At 56.5% G+C, this 16,886-nt stretch carries 17 protein-coding genes; 6 read left to right on the forward strand and 11 right to left on the reverse strand.

What is annotated here, in order from left to right; all coding sequences use genetic code 11:
- Positions 1-79 precede the first annotated feature (79 nt).
- The 6 genes from rpmA to H6B10_RS05320 all read right to left on the reverse strand — a co-directional run bounded on the left by rpmA (position 80) and on the right by H6B10_RS05320 (position 5,478).
- Positions 80-331 carry a 50S ribosomal protein L27 gene (gene rpmA / locus H6B10_RS05295; protein ID WP_204646139.1) on the reverse strand — a complete coding sequence of 84 codons (252 nt, stop codon included), beginning with the start codon at positions 329-331 and terminating at the stop codon, positions 80-82.
- A 14-nt stretch (positions 332-345) separates the two neighbouring features.
- The gene (gene rplU / locus H6B10_RS05300) at positions 346-657 is read right to left on the reverse strand and encodes a 50S ribosomal protein L21 (protein WP_204650479.1); all 312 of its coding nucleotides are present in this window, start codon (positions 655-657) and stop codon (positions 346-348) included.
- Between the two features lie 157 nt (positions 658-814).
- Positions 815-1,669, reverse strand: coding sequence for a bifunctional methylenetetrahydrofolate dehydrogenase/methenyltetrahydrofolate cyclohydrolase FolD (folD, locus tag H6B10_RS05305; RefSeq protein WP_204650480.1), 855 nt, complete (start codon positions 1,667-1,669; stop codon positions 815-817).
- 16 nt (positions 1,670-1,685) lie between these two features.
- On the reverse strand, positions 1,686-2,846 hold the full coding sequence (gene lgt, locus H6B10_RS05310) for a prolipoprotein diacylglyceryl transferase (protein ID WP_204650481.1): 1,161 nt from the start codon (positions 2,844-2,846) through the stop codon (positions 1,686-1,688).
- Positions 2,847-2,894: 48 nt separating this feature from the next.
- A complete protein-coding gene (yfmH, locus tag H6B10_RS05315; RefSeq protein ID WP_204650482.1) occupies positions 2,895-4,190 on the reverse strand; it encodes an EF-P 5-aminopentanol modification-associated protein YfmH in 1,296 nt (431 codons plus the stop codon).
- Positions 4,180-5,478: a M16 family metallopeptidase gene (locus tag H6B10_RS05320; RefSeq protein WP_204650483.1), complete on the reverse strand. Its 1,299-nt coding sequence runs from the start codon at positions 5,476-5,478 to the stop codon at positions 4,180-4,182. The genes yfmH and H6B10_RS05320 overlap by 11 nt, the downstream gene beginning before the upstream one ends.
- A gap of 266 nt (positions 5,479-5,744) precedes the next feature.
- Here H6B10_RS05320 and H6B10_RS05325 point away from each other — a divergent pair, with 266 nt between their 5' ends.
- Positions 5,745-7,097 (forward strand): MATE family efflux transporter, encoded by a 1,353-nt coding sequence (locus H6B10_RS05325; protein ID WP_204650485.1) that lies wholly within the window; start codon positions 5,745-5,747, stop codon positions 7,095-7,097.
- 88 nt (positions 7,098-7,185) lie between these two features.
- Here the strand turns inward: H6B10_RS05325 and H6B10_RS05330 are convergent, their stop codons facing one another.
- The 5 genes from H6B10_RS05330 to H6B10_RS05350 all read right to left on the reverse strand — a co-directional run bounded on the left by H6B10_RS05330 (position 7,186) and on the right by H6B10_RS05350 (position 13,757).
- Positions 7,186-8,391 carry an aspartate kinase gene (locus H6B10_RS05330; RefSeq protein ID WP_204650487.1) on the reverse strand — a complete coding sequence of 402 codons (1,206 nt, stop codon included), beginning with the start codon at positions 8,389-8,391 and terminating at the stop codon, positions 7,186-7,188.
- 37 nt (positions 8,392-8,428) lie between these two features.
- Positions 8,429-9,319, reverse strand: coding sequence for a homoserine kinase (gene thrB, locus H6B10_RS05335; protein ID WP_204650489.1), 891 nt, complete (start codon positions 9,317-9,319; stop codon positions 8,429-8,431).
- Between the two features lie 32 nt (positions 9,320-9,351).
- Positions 9,352-10,581: a homoserine dehydrogenase gene (locus H6B10_RS05340; protein WP_204650491.1), complete on the reverse strand. Its 1,230-nt coding sequence runs from the start codon at positions 10,579-10,581 to the stop codon at positions 9,352-9,354.
- 77 nt (positions 10,582-10,658) lie between these two features.
- The gene (locus tag H6B10_RS05345) at positions 10,659-11,087 is read right to left on the reverse strand and encodes an ACT domain-containing protein (RefSeq protein ID WP_204650492.1); all 429 of its coding nucleotides are present in this window, start codon (positions 11,085-11,087) and stop codon (positions 10,659-10,661) included.
- Positions 11,088-11,306: 219 nt separating this feature from the next.
- A complete protein-coding gene (locus tag H6B10_RS05350) occupies positions 11,307-13,757 on the reverse strand; it encodes a transglycosylase domain-containing protein (RefSeq protein WP_204650493.1) in 2,451 nt (816 codons plus the stop codon).
- A 311-nt stretch (positions 13,758-14,068) separates the two neighbouring features.
- On the opposite strand from H6B10_RS05350, the gene H6B10_RS05355 reads away from it, so the two are divergent.
- From H6B10_RS05355 to H6B10_RS05375, 5 genes are all read left to right on the forward strand, one after another.
- Positions 14,069-14,380 (forward strand): hypothetical protein, encoded by a 312-nt coding sequence (locus tag H6B10_RS05355; RefSeq protein WP_204650494.1) that lies wholly within the window; start codon positions 14,069-14,071, stop codon positions 14,378-14,380.
- Between the two features lie 98 nt (positions 14,381-14,478).
- Entirely contained in the window at positions 14,479-14,718 is a 240-nt protein-coding gene (locus H6B10_RS05360; protein ID WP_204650495.1) for an acyl carrier protein, read from the forward strand.
- 72 nt (positions 14,719-14,790) lie between these two features.
- The gene (locus tag H6B10_RS05365; RefSeq protein WP_204650496.1) at positions 14,791-15,207 is read left to right on the forward strand and encodes a MaoC family dehydratase; all 417 of its coding nucleotides are present in this window, start codon (positions 14,791-14,793) and stop codon (positions 15,205-15,207) included.
- A gap of 14 nt (positions 15,208-15,221) precedes the next feature.
- Complete coding sequence (locus H6B10_RS05370) at positions 15,222-15,962, forward strand: SDR family NAD(P)-dependent oxidoreductase (protein WP_207751578.1); 741 nt, start codon at positions 15,222-15,224, stop codon at positions 15,960-15,962.
- Positions 15,955-16,886, forward strand: a 932-nt coding sequence (locus H6B10_RS05375) for a hypothetical protein (RefSeq protein ID WP_204650497.1), incomplete at its 3' end; no start/stop codon positions are given. The genes H6B10_RS05370 and H6B10_RS05375, both read left to right, overlap by 8 nt.

Below are 16,886 nucleotides of genomic sequence, written 5' to 3' on the forward strand. Positions count from 1 at the left end.
ATAGTATACCTCGTGCGGTGCCGGGCACCGTTTGTAACAAAAATCGGGCAGGCCATGCCGGCCCGCCCGTCTGGTTTTTTTACTGCTTGACCGTGCAGCGCTTGCGGTCGCGGCCCATGCGCTCGAAGTGAACGCGGCCATCAACCAGAGCAAACAGCGTGTCATCGCTGCCGATGCCGACGCCCTCACCCGGATGGATGTGGGTGCCGCGCTGGCGGACCAGAATGTTGCCGGCCAGAACGTACTGACCGTCGCCGCGCTTGACGCCGAGGCGCTTGGACTCGGAATCACGGCCGTTCTTGGTAGAACCTACGCCTTTTTTATGTGCCATTGTGATTTACCTCCTTAGCCGTTAATCGCGGTGATTTCCACCTTGGTGTAGGGCTGACGATGACCCTTGCGGACCATGCTGCCCTTCTTGGGACGATAGGTGAGAATGTTGAGCTTCTTGCCCTTGCCGTTCTTGACGACCTTGGCGGTGACGGAAGCGCCCTCAACAACGGGAGCGCCAACCTTAACAGCGCCCTCCTCGCCAACGGCCAGGACCTGATCGAAGGTGACTTCGCTGTCAGCCTCAGCGTTCAGCTTCTCGACGAAAACAACATCGCCGACCTTAACGCTGTACTGCTTGCCACCAGTTTTGATAACTGCGTACATTCGGATAACCTCTTTCAATAAGTCTCGCTGGACAGTAGGGCGTTGCGCCAAAAGCACACACTTTTCGGGCCCATACCAAGCGGCTCTAAAACTATAGCATAGATTTTTCGGCTTGTCAAGGGATTTTTACCATTGCAAAGCCGCTGCAGCGCATTTTTTATACCCCTGCCGCCCGGCGCGCGGCTTCCACCGTATTGAGCATGAGCATAGCCCGGGTCATGGGGCCCACACCGCCCGGAACCGGGGTGATCCAGGCCGCTTTTTCGGCCGCCGCGTCAAAGTCCACATCCCCGTGCAGCTTGCCGTCTGCGCCGCGATTGATACCCACATCGATGACCACTGCCCCCGGCTTGACCATCTCTCCGGTAACAAATCCCGCACGGCCCACCGCAGCCACCAGAATATCGGCAGAGGCACAGAGTCCTTTCAGATTCTGCGTTCTGGAGTGGCAGATGGTCACCGTGGCGTTTTTCGCCAGCAGCAGCATGGCCGCCGGTTTGCCCACAATATTGGAGCGGCCGATGACCACTGCGTGTTTGCCGGCGATCTCCATACCGGTGGATTCGATCATGCGGATGCATCCGGCCGGCGTGCAGGGCAGATAGCAAGGTTCGCCGATCTGCATACGGCCCACGTTGACGGGAGAGAATCCATCCACGTCCTTCTCCGGGGGGATAGCATCAATCACCGTCTTTTCATCGATCTGAGCCGGCAGCGGCAGCTGCACCAGAATCCCGTGAACCGATGCATCTTCTGCCAGCTGTTTTACCTGTGCCAGCAGTTCTGCCTGTGTGACATCTTCCGGCAGACGAATGCTGCGGCTTTCGATCCCGCACTGGGCGCAGTCATTGATTTTGCCGCGCACATATACCTGGCTGGCAGGGTCTTCCCCCACCAGAACAACAGCCAGGCAGGGCGTGATACCTTTTTCCTTGAGTTGTGCCACCTGCTGGGCGGCTTCCTGTTTAACGGCGGCCGCAAGGGCTTTGCCGTCAATGATCTTTGCTTTCATAGGTATTTTTCCTCTCTTACTGCGGTGCCTGCGTCTGAGAAGCCGCTGCCTTTTGGTCCTCTTCTTCCGGCTGCGGCGCGGTTTCTTCCTGCGCGGCGGTCTCCTGCGACAGGGAGGATTCTTCAGGCATCTGTTCCGGTTCCGGATCTTCCAGTTCCTCAATATCCAGATCCGGTGCATCCAGATCCAGCGCGTCCAAGCGATCATTCATCGCATCGGTAGCTGCCAGGAACTCCGCATGGGAAGCACTTGCCGCGAGGACATCCGGCGAGAAACGTTCCCCTGCCGCTTCCTCTTTTTTAATATCCCGTACGGCCAGCGTAACCATCAGGGTTTTGCCTTTGGTTCTGCGCAGACCAGCCACCAGCAGGAAGAACGCCATCAGTGCCGAAGCATACGCCACCAGCTGGCTGGCCCGCAGCCCGGTATTGCCGATCAGCAGAGAGTCGGTACGCAGACCCTCGATCCAGCCGCGGCCCAATCCGTACCAAATGGCATAAAGCAGGAAAATCTGGCCGTGGAAACGGCGATGTTTTACATACAGCGCCAGAGCCAAAAAGCCCACCAGGCACCAGATGCTCTCATACAAAAAAGTAGGATGCACCGGCATGCTGGGGTCCACCGTCACACCGGCAGGCAGCGTAACCTGCACGGACTGCAGATACGCCTTGGTTTCCTCGCTGTACATGCCCCAGGGCAGCGTGGTGTTGGTACCGAACGCTTCCTGGTTGACAAAATTGCCCCAACGGCCGATGCCCTGACCGATCAAAAAGCCGATTGCCACCAGATCGAACAACGGCAGCAAGGGAATTTTACGCCACTTGGCGGCCAGACCTCCAAAAACGAAGGCACCGATTACCGCCCCGTAGATGGCAATACCACCCAGGCGGATATCGATCATTTCCCAGACACTGTTATATTCGAAGGGCGCCATGGCCACATAATAAATACGCGCACAGACGATTGCCATGACCGTGCCGATTGCTACAACGTCCACAAGGCGGTCGGAGTCGATACCGAAATCCACCGCATGGCGGAAGGCGTACAGCAGCGCCAGCAACATACCCACGGCGATGATCACACCGTACCAGTAAATATTAAACCCGCCGATGGACAGCGCCACCCGATTGATGGTAAATTCCAGCCCCAATCCCGGGAATTGAACATGGTAGACCATAGATATACTTCCTCGATTTCTTCTGTATTGTTCCCTCTCGCAGGGCGGTCACTGGGGATCGATCTGCACATAGGCACGGTTTTCTTCCCGAAGAGCCGTTTTCATCAAGGCGTTGGCATCCTCGACCGTCAACTCTGCCAATGCGGCGATCTCATCGGCCAGCGTCCGTCCCTTCAGGCAGGCGGCAGCCCCTTCCTCCGCAGCATCATCCACCGTTTCCACATCGCCCAAAAGTTCACCGTACATCTGGTTTTTCACCAGCAGGAACACTTCCGGATCGATGCCCTCGGTGCGCAAACGTTCAATCTCTGCCTGCAGCAGGTCCACGACCTTGCGGGGCGTTTCGCTCTCTCCGGTGAATGCCACCGCACAGGCTCCGCGCACAGCAATGAAATCACCGGAAAATTCCGGATTGACCAGCGCCTCGTCATACAGCTTCCTGTACAGATTGGTCAGACCGCCCACCACCAGGTCGCCCAGCATATCCAGCAGAAGTTCCCGCTTGAGGTCCCCCGGTACAAGGGGCGGTTCCCGGTAAGCCACGCCAAAGCAGGGTTTGTTCACCGGCATGGTGAAGCAGGCTTCCTTGCGGGGGATAGGCCCTGCTTCCACAGGGACATCCCATTCCACCTCATGGGCCGCACGGGCACGATACAAACCGTTGCGCTTGCAGGCTTCCACTGCCTGTTCCAGCGTGATCTTACCGGCCACCGACAACACCATATTGGACGGCGCATAAAACGCTTTGGTGCAGCTGTACAGCAACTGCGGCGTCAGCGTGGCGATGCTGTCCACCGTACCGGCAATATCATCACGCAGCGGATGCTCGGTATACAGGCAGCGGAACAGGGCGTTCAGCAAGCGCCAGTCCGGGCTGTCGTCGTACATCTTGATTTCCTGGCCGATGATTCCCTGTTCCTTGGCAATCGTAGCTTTGGTGAACCAGGGTTTGCCTACCAGTCCCAACAGAATATCCAGGTTCTCGTCAATTTTCTGCGTTGCCGAGAAAAGATAACAAGTCCGGTCATAACTGGTAAAGGCGTTGGCCGATGCACCGGTCTTGGCATAGAAGCTGAAAGAATCCCCTTTAGGGGTTTCGCACATTTTGTGTTCCAGAAAATGTGCTGTGCCCGCAGGCAGTTGGACAGGCTTGCCATCCAGCACAAACTGCCGGTGAATGGACCCGAAGGCCGTGGCGTAGATAGCATGCACACTGCTGTATCCGGGCATGGTGCGGCAAAGCACCGTCAGTCCGCTGGGCAATACCGCCCGCTGGCAACTTACCGCTGCCGCCGCACGGGCCTGTGCCGCGGCAAATTGCGTCTGCTGTTCGTTATTGGACATCTTCGGCGCCCCCTTTCCCCTGCGTGCCGGGCTTGGCTGTCACCGCATAGCACACAGAATAGCTGTAACTTTGCAGGGTCTGGCGCACCTCGTCCAGCGTCACGGCGCTGGTGAGCACCTTGCCGTACTCCGGCGGATACAGCGGTTCCCCGCGGGTGATCTGCCCGTAATACCAGCTTTCCAACGCAGCGAGGCTGTCCCCCAGGGCATCCATACCGGAAAGCAGCCCACGGCGGCAGTCGTCCACTTCCTCCTGGGCGATGGGACCGTTTTTCAGGCCCTCCCATTCGGCCAGAATCGCAGCTTCCGCCTGCATTTCCTTACCCGGTTCCACACCGGAATCGATCATCATTACCCCTGTGGCACGCTGAGCCGCCGAGCCACAATAATAGCACAGGGACTGTTTTTCCCGCACGTTGCGGAACAGCCGGCTGGTGGCGGAACCGCCCAGTACGCTCATGGCCACCCGTAAAATGCTTACACTGGGGGGATTGGTATTTTCCCCGGCGGTAAACAGCATGCACAGCTTGGCCTGCGTAAGGCCGGGAATTTCCTCTTTGAAATGACGCAGCGGCGTGGGGGCCATTCCCATGGGCGCCGCAAACGGCTGCGGCGTACGCTGCACATTCTGCAATTTTTGCAGCAGCAGATCCGCCACGCGGGCTTCGTCAGCCCCCTGGACCATCACATCAATGGTTGCACTGGCCAAAATACGGTCATACTCTGCTTTCAGGCTGGCAGGGGTAACATTTACCAGTTCGCCGGGGTAACCGCCCAGCTCAATTCCCGCCGGGGAATCCCCGAAGAATTTGCGGCGTGCCTGACGCACACAGTACAGCCGTTTGGAATTGAATTCCGCCTCCAGGCGGCGGGCCTGGGTTTCGGTTTCAATACGCACTGCCTCGGCATCAAAGACACCATCTACCAGATAGGGATCGAAGATGGTGCCGAACACAATATCGGCATAGGCGTCGGTCAGATTTTCTCCGTTCAGGGCATACCGATCCTTAATGCCGCAGATGTCTGCCGAAAGCACTCTGTCGGTACCTGCATTGGAGAGATCCACACCGAGGTCCGCACCGTACAATTCTGCCAACCGGCAGGAAAGCGCCGTCATATCCGGGCATGCCGCATAGCCGCGCTCCAGCACTAGGGCCAGCACGGCTGCATCCGTTGCCGATTCCCGCCGGGCAGGAAAGCGCAGATGGATCGTAATACGGCAGCGATTAAATTTTGAAGCGTCCAGGGTCGTGATAAAGACGCCGGGCGCAAGTTGTTTCCGTTCCAAATCGTTATTCCTTTCAACAAATAGATAAAGGTATTATACCGCTTGCACTGCCAAAAGTAAACCGAGCATTCAAAAAACTTGTCCGTGCGTTTTTCGCTGCAACGCAAAATATAAGAATCTTCTGTATTTTTTTGCAAAAAGGCATTGACGGTGCCCGGGGCGGCTGCGTTATTATATAGTATATGGAGGGAGAAAATCTGCCGCAGGTTTTGCCGGGCGCCAAATTTTCCGCGCCCCTTATTCCCGCAAAACCGAGGACACAACACATGGAAAAAAATCTTACCACGGGCAGTGTACTGCGCAATGTACTGTACTTTTCACTGCCCTATCTTTTGTCGTATTTTTTACAGACGCTCTACGGCATGGCCGACCTGTTCATTATCGGCCAGTTTGAAGGCGCCGCCAGCACCACAGCGGTTTCCGTAGGCAGCCAGGTCATGCACATGATCACCGTGATGATTGTCGGTCTTGCAATGGGCTCCACCGTCAGCATCGGCCGTCCCATCGGTGCCGGGGAACACAAACGGGCCACTGCCGTAATCGGCAACACCGTTACCCTGTTTATGGCACTTTCCGTGGTACTGATGGCCATCCTGCTGGTTTTTGTCCGGCCCATCGTTTCCATTATGTCCACTCCGGCAGAAGCCGTATCCGGCACAACCGCCTATCTGACGATCTGTTTCATCGGCATCCCCTGCATCACGGCATACAATATCATCAGTTCCATCTTCCGGGGACTGGGCGACTCCAAAAGCCCTATGTATTTTATTGCCGTGGCCTGCGTTGCCAATATTATCCTGGACTACCTGTTCATCGGCCTTATGGGCATGGGGCCCGCCGGCGCTGCATTGGGCACCACCCTTTCGCAGGCGATCAGCGTGGTTGTCTCTTTGTTCGTGATCCTTCGCCAGCAAACGGGTATACAATTGCGGCGCTCTGACCTGAAACTGAAACGTCCTGTCATGCGTCAGATTCTGAAAATCGGTTTGCCGGTGGCACTTCAGGACGGTTTCGTTCAGATTGCCTTCATTGTTATCACCATCATCGCCAACCAGCGCGGCCTGAATGACGCAGCTGCCGTCGGCATTGTGGAAAAGGTCATCAGCTTCCTGTTCCTGGTTCCCTCTTCCATGCTGTCCACCGTATCGGCCCTGGGCGCCCAGAACATCGGCGCCGGCAAGCACGATCGCGCCACACTGACCCTGCGCTACGCCATCCTGATTACTGCAGGATTCGGGTTGTTCATCAGCATCGTCATGCAGGGCATCGCCGAACCGGTGGTGGGATTGTTTACCGCCGACACCGCCGTAATTCTGGCCGGCGGGCAGTACATCCGCGGTTATATCTGGGACTGCCTGTTTGCCGGCATTCATTTCAGCTTCAGCGGATATTTCTGTGCGTACGGCCGTTCGGAGATTTCTTTCCTGCACAACATCTGCTCCATTTTGCTGGTGCGTATTCCCGGCGTTTACCTCATGTCCACCATGTTCCCCAACACCCTGTTCCCCATGGGTCTGGCCACCGTAGGCGGCTCTTTGCTGTCTATCACGATCTGCGTGGTTGCTTTCGTTGTCCTGAAACGGCGCGGATGCTTCAGCAGTGCCATGGCGCAGATCTGAGTTTTTCTGCCATAGCAACAACAATGCCCCCGCGCACCTCACGGTGCGCGGGGGCTTACCCTTTCCCCTCTATATGGACCGGAACCCTTTAGTTGATGAAGGCATCATGGATAGCAGCAACTGCCTTGTCGGCATCCTGCTCGTCGATGATGACGCTGATCTTGATCTCACTGGTGGAGATCATCTTGATGTTGATGTTCTGGTTGAACAACGCCTCGAACATGGTGGACGCCACACCGGAGTGGCTCTGCATACCGGCGCCCACAATGGAGACCTTGGCAGAATTCTTGTCAACGCTGATCTCGCCGCCGCCAAAACGGGAAGCCGCGCTGTTCAGCGCAGAAACCGCTGCCTCGGCATCGCCGAGAGGCACGGTGAAGCTCAGGTCCTTTTTGCCTTCGCTGCCGGAGCTCTGCAGGATGATGTCCACGTTGATGTTCTTCTGGGCCAGCAGGCTGAACACCTTGAACGACATACCCGGCACGTCCGGAACATTCTTGATGGAAATAACGGCGACGTCGTTATCCTTCGCCACACCTTTGATCAGCATACCTTCCACGTTTGCTTCCTCCTTCACAACGGTGCCGGGCACCGGGTTGATGCTGGAGATGACTTCCAGCTCTACATTATACTTTTTGGCCAGTTCGACGCTGCGGTTATTGAGCACCTGCGCACCCAGGGACGCCAATTCCAGCATCTCGTCAAAAGTAATTTCCTTCAGCTTGGTTGCCTTGGGAATCTTGCGTGGGTCTGCGGTGTATACGCCTTCCACGTCGGTATAGATCTGGCAGCGGTCCGCATGCAGCGCTGCCGCCAATGCAACAGCGGAAGTATCGCTGCCGCCGCGGCCCAGCGTCGTAATATCGTCAGAACGGTTCAAGCCCTGGAAACCGGCCACCACAACCACGCGGTTGCGGGCCAATTCGCTTTCCACACGTTCCGTATCCAGGCGCTTGATGCGCGCCTTGGAATAGGAGCGGTCGGTATTGAAACCGGCCTGCCAGCCCGTCAGGCTGATGGCGGAAACGCCCAGTTCCTGCAGCGCCATGGTCAGCAGCGCAATGGAGATCTGTTCGCCGGTAGCCAGCAGCATATCCATTTCGCGGTGGGACGGGTCCGAGGTAATCTCGGCCGCCTTGGCGATAAGGTCATCGGTGGTATCGCCCTGCGCGGACACGACCACGACAACATCGTTGCCGGCATTGCGCGTATTCATGACGATGCGCGCCACGTTGAAGATGCGGCTGCGGTCCTTTACAGACGAGCCGCCGAATTTTTGCACGATCAAAGCCATAGGTATCGTCTTCCTCCTCTATCTATGCACACGCACGTTACTCGACCACGGCGCCGACGTTATCTGCCAGCAAACGGTGTACGGTAAAGTGACGGAGCAAATCACTCTGCTGCAGCGCTGCCGCTGCCCGGTCAAAGAACGCGGTATCGTCCTTATGCACCACGGCCATAATGGTCGGGCCCGCACCGGAAATGTAAACCGCCAGCGCCCCCAGATCCAATGCCAGTTCAAACACGTCATCACCGCCCTGAATCAGCGGCAGACGGTATTGCTGGTGCAACGAGTCTTTGGTCGCTACTCCCAGCAGGGCATAATCGCCATCGCAGAAAGCTGCGGTTGCAAGCGCTGCACGGGACAGGTTATAAATTGCATCTTTATGGCTGACCATCTGGGGAAGCGCCGCACGCGCCTTGGAGGTGAGCAGCCGGAAATCCGGCACAAAGGCCGCAAAAGCCAATTCCGGGTCAATATCCTTCTTGACACTGTAGACCTGGCCTTCGTCAATGACACTGGTCACAAAACCGCCCAGCATGGCAGGCGCCACGTTATCCGGGTGGCCTTCGATCGCGGTAGCCAGGGTCAGCATCTGCCGTTTGGTGAGCTTATCTCCCAGCAGTGCATTGGCACCCAGAATGCCCGCCACAATGCAGGCCGAACTGGAACCAAGGCCGCGCGCCATCGGGATATCATTGCGCTGCGTAATGCGCAGCCCCCGCAGCGCAATGCCCAGCTGGTCGTAAACAACGCGCGCCGAACGATATACCAGATTGTTGGAACCGGCGGGAACATGTGTACCGTCCACCGACGAGATCTGGATACCTTCACATTCCTCGAAGGTAAACACATTGTGCATCGAAACGGCAAGACCCAGTGAGTCAAATCCGGCGCCCACATTGGCACTGGTAGCCGGAACCGTTACTTTTATCATATGAGAGACGCCCCTCTTTCGTGAAAGTCCGTTTATTCTGCCAGCTGTTTCAGGACCAGCGCAACCTCGCCGCCCAAAACCTGAATCTTATTGCGAACCTCTTCCATCTGTGCAACGGTCGCCGCGTCGATGCGGTAAGCGGCTTCTCCGTCCGCTTCGAACACCACATGGCCGGCACCCGCCACGCTGGACAGCAGCGCCGCCGCCACACCGCGCACCCGGATATACCAGGCATAGGTGCCGGGGTCCTGTACAAGCCCCTCCTGTTTGGGAGCGGGTTTCCAGAACAGGCTGTCGTGCACCTTGGAGCCTTCCTTCAGTGCATCGATCACATCGGCCACCACCGCACTGGCAGTGGGCAGCTTGCCGGCGCCCTTGCCGTAAAAGACAACGTCGCCAAGCATATTGCCCTGCATCAGCACGGCATTGAATACGTCGTCCACACCGGCCAGCTGATTGGCGTTGGGCACCAGCATGGGTTCCACGCCCACAGCCATCTGACCGTTCTCGCCTTCGTCGTACCAGGCAATCAGTTTGATGGCACTGTCCAGCTTTTCCGCCGCTTTCACATCGGCCACCGTGATATCCCGGATGCCTCGGGTGGGGATGTTGTCGGGATATACATGGTGCCCACAGGCCAGACTGGCCAGAATGGCGATTTTGCGGCAGGCATCCCGGCCGTCCACGTCATCCCCGGGGTCTTTTGTTTCGGCATAGCCCAACTGCTGGGCGATTTTGAGTGCTTCCTCAAAGCTCATGTTTTCCCGTTTCATTTTGGTCAACATGAAGTTGGTGGTGCCGTTGACGATGCCCTGGATGCGGCTGATATGGTTGGCCGCCAGGCACTGGTGCATGGGGGTAATAATGGGGGTGCCGCCGCCCACGCTGGCTTCAAACAAAAAGGCTGCGCCGTGTTCCCGTGCCAGTGCCAGCAACTCGGCACCGTAGGTGGCTACCATCTCTTTGTTGGAAGTGCATACGCTGCGGCCGCTTTCCAGGCACTGCCGCACATACGGATAGGCAAACTTGGTGCCGCCAATGGTTTCCACAACCACTTTGACTTCCGGGTCCGAAAGGATCGTATCGATAGAGTTGGTAAACAGCGCTGCATCCGGCGAGGATGAAAAATCCCGCACATCCAGAATGTACTTGACCTCCACCGGTTCCCCCGCACGACGTGCGATGGATGCCGCATTGCGGCGGCATACTTCCAGCACACCGCTGCCAACGGTACCAAACCCCATGATTGCGATTTTTGCCATTGCTCGTTCTCCCCCTTGCTTACTTCTTCGGCGCACTTGGCACCCTTAGGGCAGCGCCCCTGTGCATCGGCTGTTCGTCAGGCCCCGCGGTGGATTTCCACTACGCAGGGCTGATGAGAAAGCCGCGTCAGCATCTCTTCCACCGGCATCTGCATGGTGCCGGTGCGCACCGTAACCTCTACCTGTGCCGCGCCGTTTTCCGGACGAGACTGTGTAATGGTCACGATGGAAGCACCCGCAGAGGAAATGCCGGACAGCAACGCCTGCAAAGCACCGGTCTTATCCAGCAGGGTGGCAACCACCGTAATGGATTCCCGGCCTGCCTCCGCGTCAAAAACCGTATCTTTATATTTATAGAATGCGCTGCGGGAAATGCCCGCCTGCCGGGCGGCGGTAGAGATATTGGTTACCGCGCCGGAGGCCAGCAGCTCCTTGGCCTGCAACACCTTCAAAAACACCTCCGGCAGGACGTCCGCATCTACCAGCAGAAAACGGCGATCCGGCATATTGTCCCCTCCTTGCGTACAGTTGTAGTTTCGACAAGCAACATCATACCACTGAAATTCGCCGGATGCAAGCATTCAGATCCGTTTTTTCCGCTTTTTTGGCGTTTTGCACAGCCATAGCCACTTTTTAGAGGGTGTTTTTGTGCGGCGGTTAACTGTCCTCGACAGAAAAACAAATGCCCGTTCCGATATACACCGGAACGGGCATTTGTCAAATCTTTATTCGGTAGGCGTAGCAACCGCAGGATCACTTGCCGCGGCATCCCCCGTTTGGGCGCCTTCTGCAGCCTGCTGTGCCAGAGCCGCATAGGGATCATTTTCTGCCGAAGTGTAACTGTCGTTGGGCAGGTTATCTTCGGTATAATAGCCCGTGGCACCGCCGCCGGAAACAATGGCACCGGTGGAGGTGTCAAACTGCTTGGTCACAACGCCGTCAGGCATCGGGAACTCTGCAGCTTCCTTATCTGCCTGCAGTTCCTCCATCAGGTTCTTCCAGACCTGCTGAATGGGTTTACCATTGCGGCCCGCGGAGCCCAACTCATACAGACTTGTAGGCTTATCGCAGCCCCACCACAGTGCCGTGACATAATAAGGCGTCATACCTGCGAAGGTGTAATCCTTATAGTCGCTGGTGGTACCGGTCTTGGCCGCCGCCTCGATGTCGCCTTCCGGCGCCATGCCGCTGGCTGTACCGCCGCTCTTCAGAACGTTGGTCATCATCCGGTTCATGATATATGCGGTGGTCGGGTCGATGGCCTGGATAGTGTTGATATACTTGGTGTTATCCAATACCTCGTTACCCAGGTAGTCGGTAATCTCGGTGTAATAATGAGGCGTGGTGAAGGTACCGTCATAGAAGATACTGTAGGCACCTGCCAGCTGGACTACCGTCATACCGTGACTCTGAGAACCCAGCACCAGGGGGCCAAGGTCCATATCGGTCTCGGCGTCGATATAGGTGCATTCCAGCGTGTCGTGCACAAAGTTGTACAGGAAGTCCACGCCGACCATGTTGCCTACCCATACCGCTACGGTGTTGTAGGACTGACGCAGTGCGTCGTACACCAGCATGGGATCGCCGTTGCCGCCTGCACCGCCGTAGTTGGTGGGCCATGCACGCCAGACATCCGAACGGGACTGTGCCGCCTCGGAATACGGGTCCATATAGGAGTATTCGTCTTTCAGAACGCGCTTATCCTCTGCGGAATAGAAAGGCGAATCCAGAATCTGAGAAGAATAGTTGATCAGCTTGTAATCCAGGGCCAGACAATAAGCACCAATGGGTTTCATGGTAGAACCGGTCTGGTGCGGGATCGTGGCGCGGTTGGTGCCCAGGTCGTATTTCTTCTCGCCGACACCGCCGCCGATGCCCAGAATGTTGCCGTCATAATCCAGCGTAGCGATGGCCGCCTGGGTGCGCACTTTTTCGTACACACACAGATAAACCGTATCGTCGTTGGGGTAGTTATCATCCGTGGACGTACCCATCTTAAGGGTGGTCTGTTCATCGTCCGTATAAACGGGGATGTCATCCACACCGTAGACTGCCAGGCCATCCTTGGTCAGCGGCAAGCCGGTGTTCTCGTCAAACTGCACATCATCCCAACTGCTGGAATCCGCCGGATAGTCACGCAGACAGACAGCCTCCTCATGTTCCAGAGCAGGAATCACGCCTTCCGCGTCGTACATGGCGTTTTCAATAGCCGTCTGTACTTCGGGATCAACGGTGGAGTACACACGCAGACCACCGTTGAAGATCATGGACTTGGCCTCGTCGGCGGTCATATTCAGTTTTTCCTGCAGGTCATTGAGCAGCTCATAGTAGAGCGCGTCAGTGAAGTAGGAGTTCTGAGAGGAACGGGTCACATTCTCTGTGGTGCTGCTGGTTTCTGCCAGCGTGATGGTCTCGGCACAGGCAGAGTTGTACTCGTCCTCGGTAATATAGCCCTGCGTCCACATCTGATACAAGACATGGTTACGGCGGTCAATCAGATTTTCGGGGTTGGTGAACGGATTGTATTTTGTGGGGTTGTTGGTGATGGAAGCCAGCACCGCACATTCGGACAGCGTCAGATCTTCTACGTGTTTGCCGAAGTACTCCTGGGCACCAGCCTCCATACCGCAGACGATACCGGTCAGCGGGATGGTGTTCAGGTAGGCTTCCAGAATGGTTTCCTTACTGTAACGGTTGGCAAGACCCAGGGCGCGGAAAATTTCGCGCACCTTACGCATCTTGTCCACGTCATCGTCACCGGTCAGGTTTTTGATCAGCTGCTGTTCCAGCGTGGATGCGCCCTGACGTTCGCCGTAAATCGCGTGATCGGTCAGTTCGTTCAGCGCTGCGCCGATGGTACGTTTCAGGTTGATACCGGGCTCATCGTAGAAATCCTTGTCCTCAATGGCGATGACCGCGTTCTGCAAATCTTCCGGCATGGCCGAAAGTTCACGCCAGATACGGTTTTCGCCCTGGGTCAGGGTCGCGTACTCGTTGCCGTACTTATCGTAGATGATGGTGGTCTGCTTGTTTTTCTGGTTGTCCAGGTCGAGGATTTCTCCGTCATCGGCCGTAACCTGCACGATATACATTGCAAGCAGAACACCGCCCACACTGCACAACATTACGCAGACACAGAGCAGGCAGCCGATAAAACGGAAAATCGAACCGACCACACTGCGGCGTTTCTTCTTTTTCTTTTTGGGCCCCTGGGAAGACACTGCGTCGAACTGCCCTGTTGCCCCGTTTGTAGACTTTACGCCATCCGTTGAAATATGGCGCTCCTTTTTGGGTTCTATGGGAACCGCCTCCTTTGATCCTATCCGAAAAGCGTTGCCGGAAAAACCGTAACACAAAAGCGCAGAATGCTATAGATTGGATTATACCACAAAACCACCGCAAAAGTACAGTCCGGATTGTAAAATTCACAAGTTTTTGTTTTTTTGTCGCTGCAGCGTACCATACTACTCCAAAAGGAGGGCTTTTGATGGAAAAGAAACGGATCAGCGGTTCCTCCCTGTACCTGCTGGTACTGGGTGTAATCGCCTTACTGTGTCTTGCCGGCGGCGTATGGTGGCTTATGTACGGGCGCACACAAAACCCGGCCCCTATGTATCTTTTGAAAGACAACGCCGGTCATGTGGCTTTATACAGCGGGGACGGCAGCGGGCCGCTGGCACAGTATGAAGAAATCTATACCCGGCTGCTGCCGGAAAGCGACGTTTTGGCCCTGCAGCAGGGCGTACCGGTCTACAGTGAAACCGAACTGGAAAAACGGCTGGAGGATTACGGTTTTTAAGGCGTAAAAAGCCTTCCGATCTTTTACAACTTTCCTTGCGCAGCGCCGCATTTTATGCTATAGTATGGGTATCTACCAATATTAAAGGAGTATCAAATATGACCGAACAGGATATTTTGACTGCTGTGCAGGATATTTTCCGTGATAACTTCGACGACGACACCCTCGTGATCACGCGGGAAACCTGCGCCGATGATATTGAGGACTGGGACAGCCTGGAACAGATCAACCTGCTGACCGCCATTGAGAAGAAGTTCAACATCAAATTCAAGCTGGCTGATGTGCGCGGCCTGAAGAACGTAGGCGATCTGCTGGATTTGGTTGCACGGATGGTCTGATACCGAACACCGGATAAATGATTGTATGGGCGGCCCTGTGCCGCCTTTTTTTCAAACCAAAAGGAGTCTGGGATGAACCATTACACGCTGGCCGAAATGACCCCCGGCCTTACCGAGGAATTTACCGTTACCGTCACCGAAGAAATGATGGACGCTTTTTGCGCGATCACCGGCGATGTTTCCCCTATCCACATGGACGCCGAATATGCCAAAGGCCGCGGATACGCGGGCCGCGTTGTGTACGGCATGCTGGGCGCCAGCTTTTTCTCCACACTGGCCGGTGTGTATCTGCCCGGTGAGCATTGCCTGCTGCACGGTGTGGAATGCAAATTTGCCAAACCGATTTTCATCGGCGATACCCTGACCGTGCGCGGCACGGTGGTACATGTGAGCGAAATCGGCAGCGAAGCCGAGATCAAGGCGGTCATTACCAACCAGAACGGCCAGCGCGTGACACGCGGCATCATCAAAGCCGGACTTGCAAAATAAGGGAGGTTCCAACCATGTCCTATACGTATCTGATCACAGGGGCAACCAGCGATGTGGGCCGCACTCTGATTGAGCGTATGCTGCGTAATGCACCGGATGCACTGGTACTGGCCCAGGGCTGCGGCGACCTGGACAAACTGGCAGCCCTGTGCCAGCGGTTTCCCGGGCAGATTCGCCCCTTCGACGTTGATTTGTCTGACCGCGCCAAGGTAGACACTTTTATGCAGCTGCTGGATACTTCCGCTCCTGCCCCCACCCATTTTATCCATCTGCCCGCCCTGCCGGTGGTCAACACCAAATTCAAAGGGTTCGACCAGACCCGTTTTGACAAAGATCTGGAGATCGAGGTGCACAGCGCCATCCGCATCTGCCGCGGCATTCTGCCTGCCATGACCCGCGCCAAGTTCGGCCGCGTACTCTTCATCCAGACCAGCTACACCATCGGATGCCCGCCGAAAAATACCGCCGCCTACGTCATGGCCAAGAGCGCTATCGGCGGGCTGGTCAAGAGCCTTGCTGTGGAATACGCAAAATTCGGCATCACCGTCAACTGTGTTGCCCCCAGCATGATGGAAACCAACTTTTTGAAAGACACGCCTGACCTGATCGTGCAGGCATCCGCCGCCGACAACCCCATGGGGCGCAACGCCACCCCGGAAGACGTGGTTCCTGCCATGGCGTTCCTGCTCTCTGACGAAGCGGGCTTTATCACCGGCGTAACGCTGCCGGTCACGGGAGGTTCGGCCATTGTCTGACGTGACATTTCGTCTGGCCCGTCTGGGCGAGGACCGGGCCATCATTGACTTCATCAATGAAAATTTTGATATGCGCCTGCCGCTGCTCAATCGCCCGGAGCTGTACCGGCATTATTATGCCGGGCGCGGCGGTGTACCCCAGTTTGCGGTAGCCGAGCAGGATGGACAGTATGTCAGCGCCGCCGGCTACATTCTTGCCAACACAGCCCGTCGGCCCGATGTGTGGGTCAGCGTATGGGTGGCTGCAAAAGGTCATAACGGCGTTGGTCTGGAACTGATGAACGCACTGCCGGGGCTGCTGCATGCCAATGTGGTTGCCTGCAACAACATCCGCCCCAACACCTGCACCTTCTACCAGTTCCTGGGCTGGCAGGCGGGACGTATCCCCCATTATTACCGCCTGGGCCGCAGAAGCGACTACCAGCTTGCCAAACCGCTCCATTATGTGCTGCCGCCCGTACAGCGTGACCTGGGATTGGAAAAGATCGAATCTGCGGCTGATCTGATCCCGCTGGGGATGCCCCCAACATCTCATACACCGCACAAGGATACCTGGTATCTGCGCCGGCGGTATTTCCATTACCCCTATTTCCATTATGATGTGTGGGCAGCCCGGGAGCATGGCAAATTGCTGGCTTATGTGGTCACCCGTACCGTAACGGCCAAAGAAACCGGCTGCGTACCGGTGGTTCGTCTGGTGGACTTCATCGGCGAAGATCAGGTTCTGCCCCGTCTGGGGGCTGCGCTGGACGCGATTCTTCGCCATACCGATGCCGAATACATGGACTGCTACAACGTGGGTATTCCCGCCGAAATCTGGCAAGCGGCCGGTTTTACCGAGCGCGTGGAAGGCGACGGCTGCATCATTCCCAACTATCTGACGCCCCCGCTGCGGGACAACACTGAGTACTACTACTTTACCAA

Source organism: Gemmiger formicilis (assembly GCF_016901605.1).
GTDB classification, from domain to species: Bacteria; Bacillota; Clostridia; order Oscillospirales; family Ruminococcaceae; genus Gemmiger; species Gemmiger formicilis_B.

Coding starts and splice junctions, on each gene's coding strand:
- H6B10_RS05325 (WP_204650485.1), top strand. CDS start 5,745: ATGGAAAAAAATCTTACCACGGGCAGTGTACTGCGCAATGTACTGTAC.
- rplU (WP_204650479.1), bottom strand. CDS start 657: ATGTACGCAGTTATCAAAACTGGTGGCAAGCAGTACAGCGTTAAGGTC.
- lgt (WP_204650481.1), bottom strand. CDS start 2,846: ATGGTCTACCATGTTCAATTCCCGGGATTGGGGCTGGAATTTACCATC.
- H6B10_RS05360 (WP_204650495.1), top strand. CDS start 14,479: ATGACCGAACAGGATATTTTGACTGCTGTGCAGGATATTTTCCGTGAT.
- H6B10_RS05330 (WP_204650487.1), bottom strand. CDS start 8,391: ATGGCTTTGATCGTGCAAAAATTCGGCGGCTCGTCTGTAAAGGACCGC.
- H6B10_RS05370 (WP_207751578.1), top strand. CDS start 15,222: ATGTCCTATACGTATCTGATCACAGGGGCAACCAGCGATGTGGGCCGC.
- rpmA (WP_204646139.1), bottom strand. CDS start 331: ATGGCACATAAAAAAGGCGTAGGTTCTACCAAGAACGGCCGTGATTCC.
- yfmH (WP_204650482.1), bottom strand. CDS start 4,190: ATGTCCAATAACGAACAGCAGACGCAATTTGCCGCGGCACAGGCCCGT.
- H6B10_RS05345 (WP_204650492.1), bottom strand. CDS start 11,087: ATGCCGGATCGCCGTTTTCTGCTGGTAGATGCGGACGTCCTGCCGGAG.
- folD (WP_204650480.1), bottom strand. CDS start 1,669: ATGAAAGCAAAGATCATTGACGGCAAAGCCCTTGCGGCCGCCGTTAAA.
- H6B10_RS05340 (WP_204650491.1), bottom strand. CDS start 10,581: ATGGCAAAAATCGCAATCATGGGGTTTGGTACCGTTGGCAGCGGTGTG.
- H6B10_RS05365 (WP_204650496.1), top strand. CDS start 14,791: ATGAACCATTACACGCTGGCCGAAATGACCCCCGGCCTTACCGAGGAA.
- thrB (WP_204650489.1), bottom strand. CDS start 9,319: ATGATAAAAGTAACGGTTCCGGCTACCAGTGCCAATGTGGGCGCCGGA.
- H6B10_RS05355 (WP_204650494.1), top strand. CDS start 14,069: ATGGAAAAGAAACGGATCAGCGGTTCCTCCCTGTACCTGCTGGTACTG.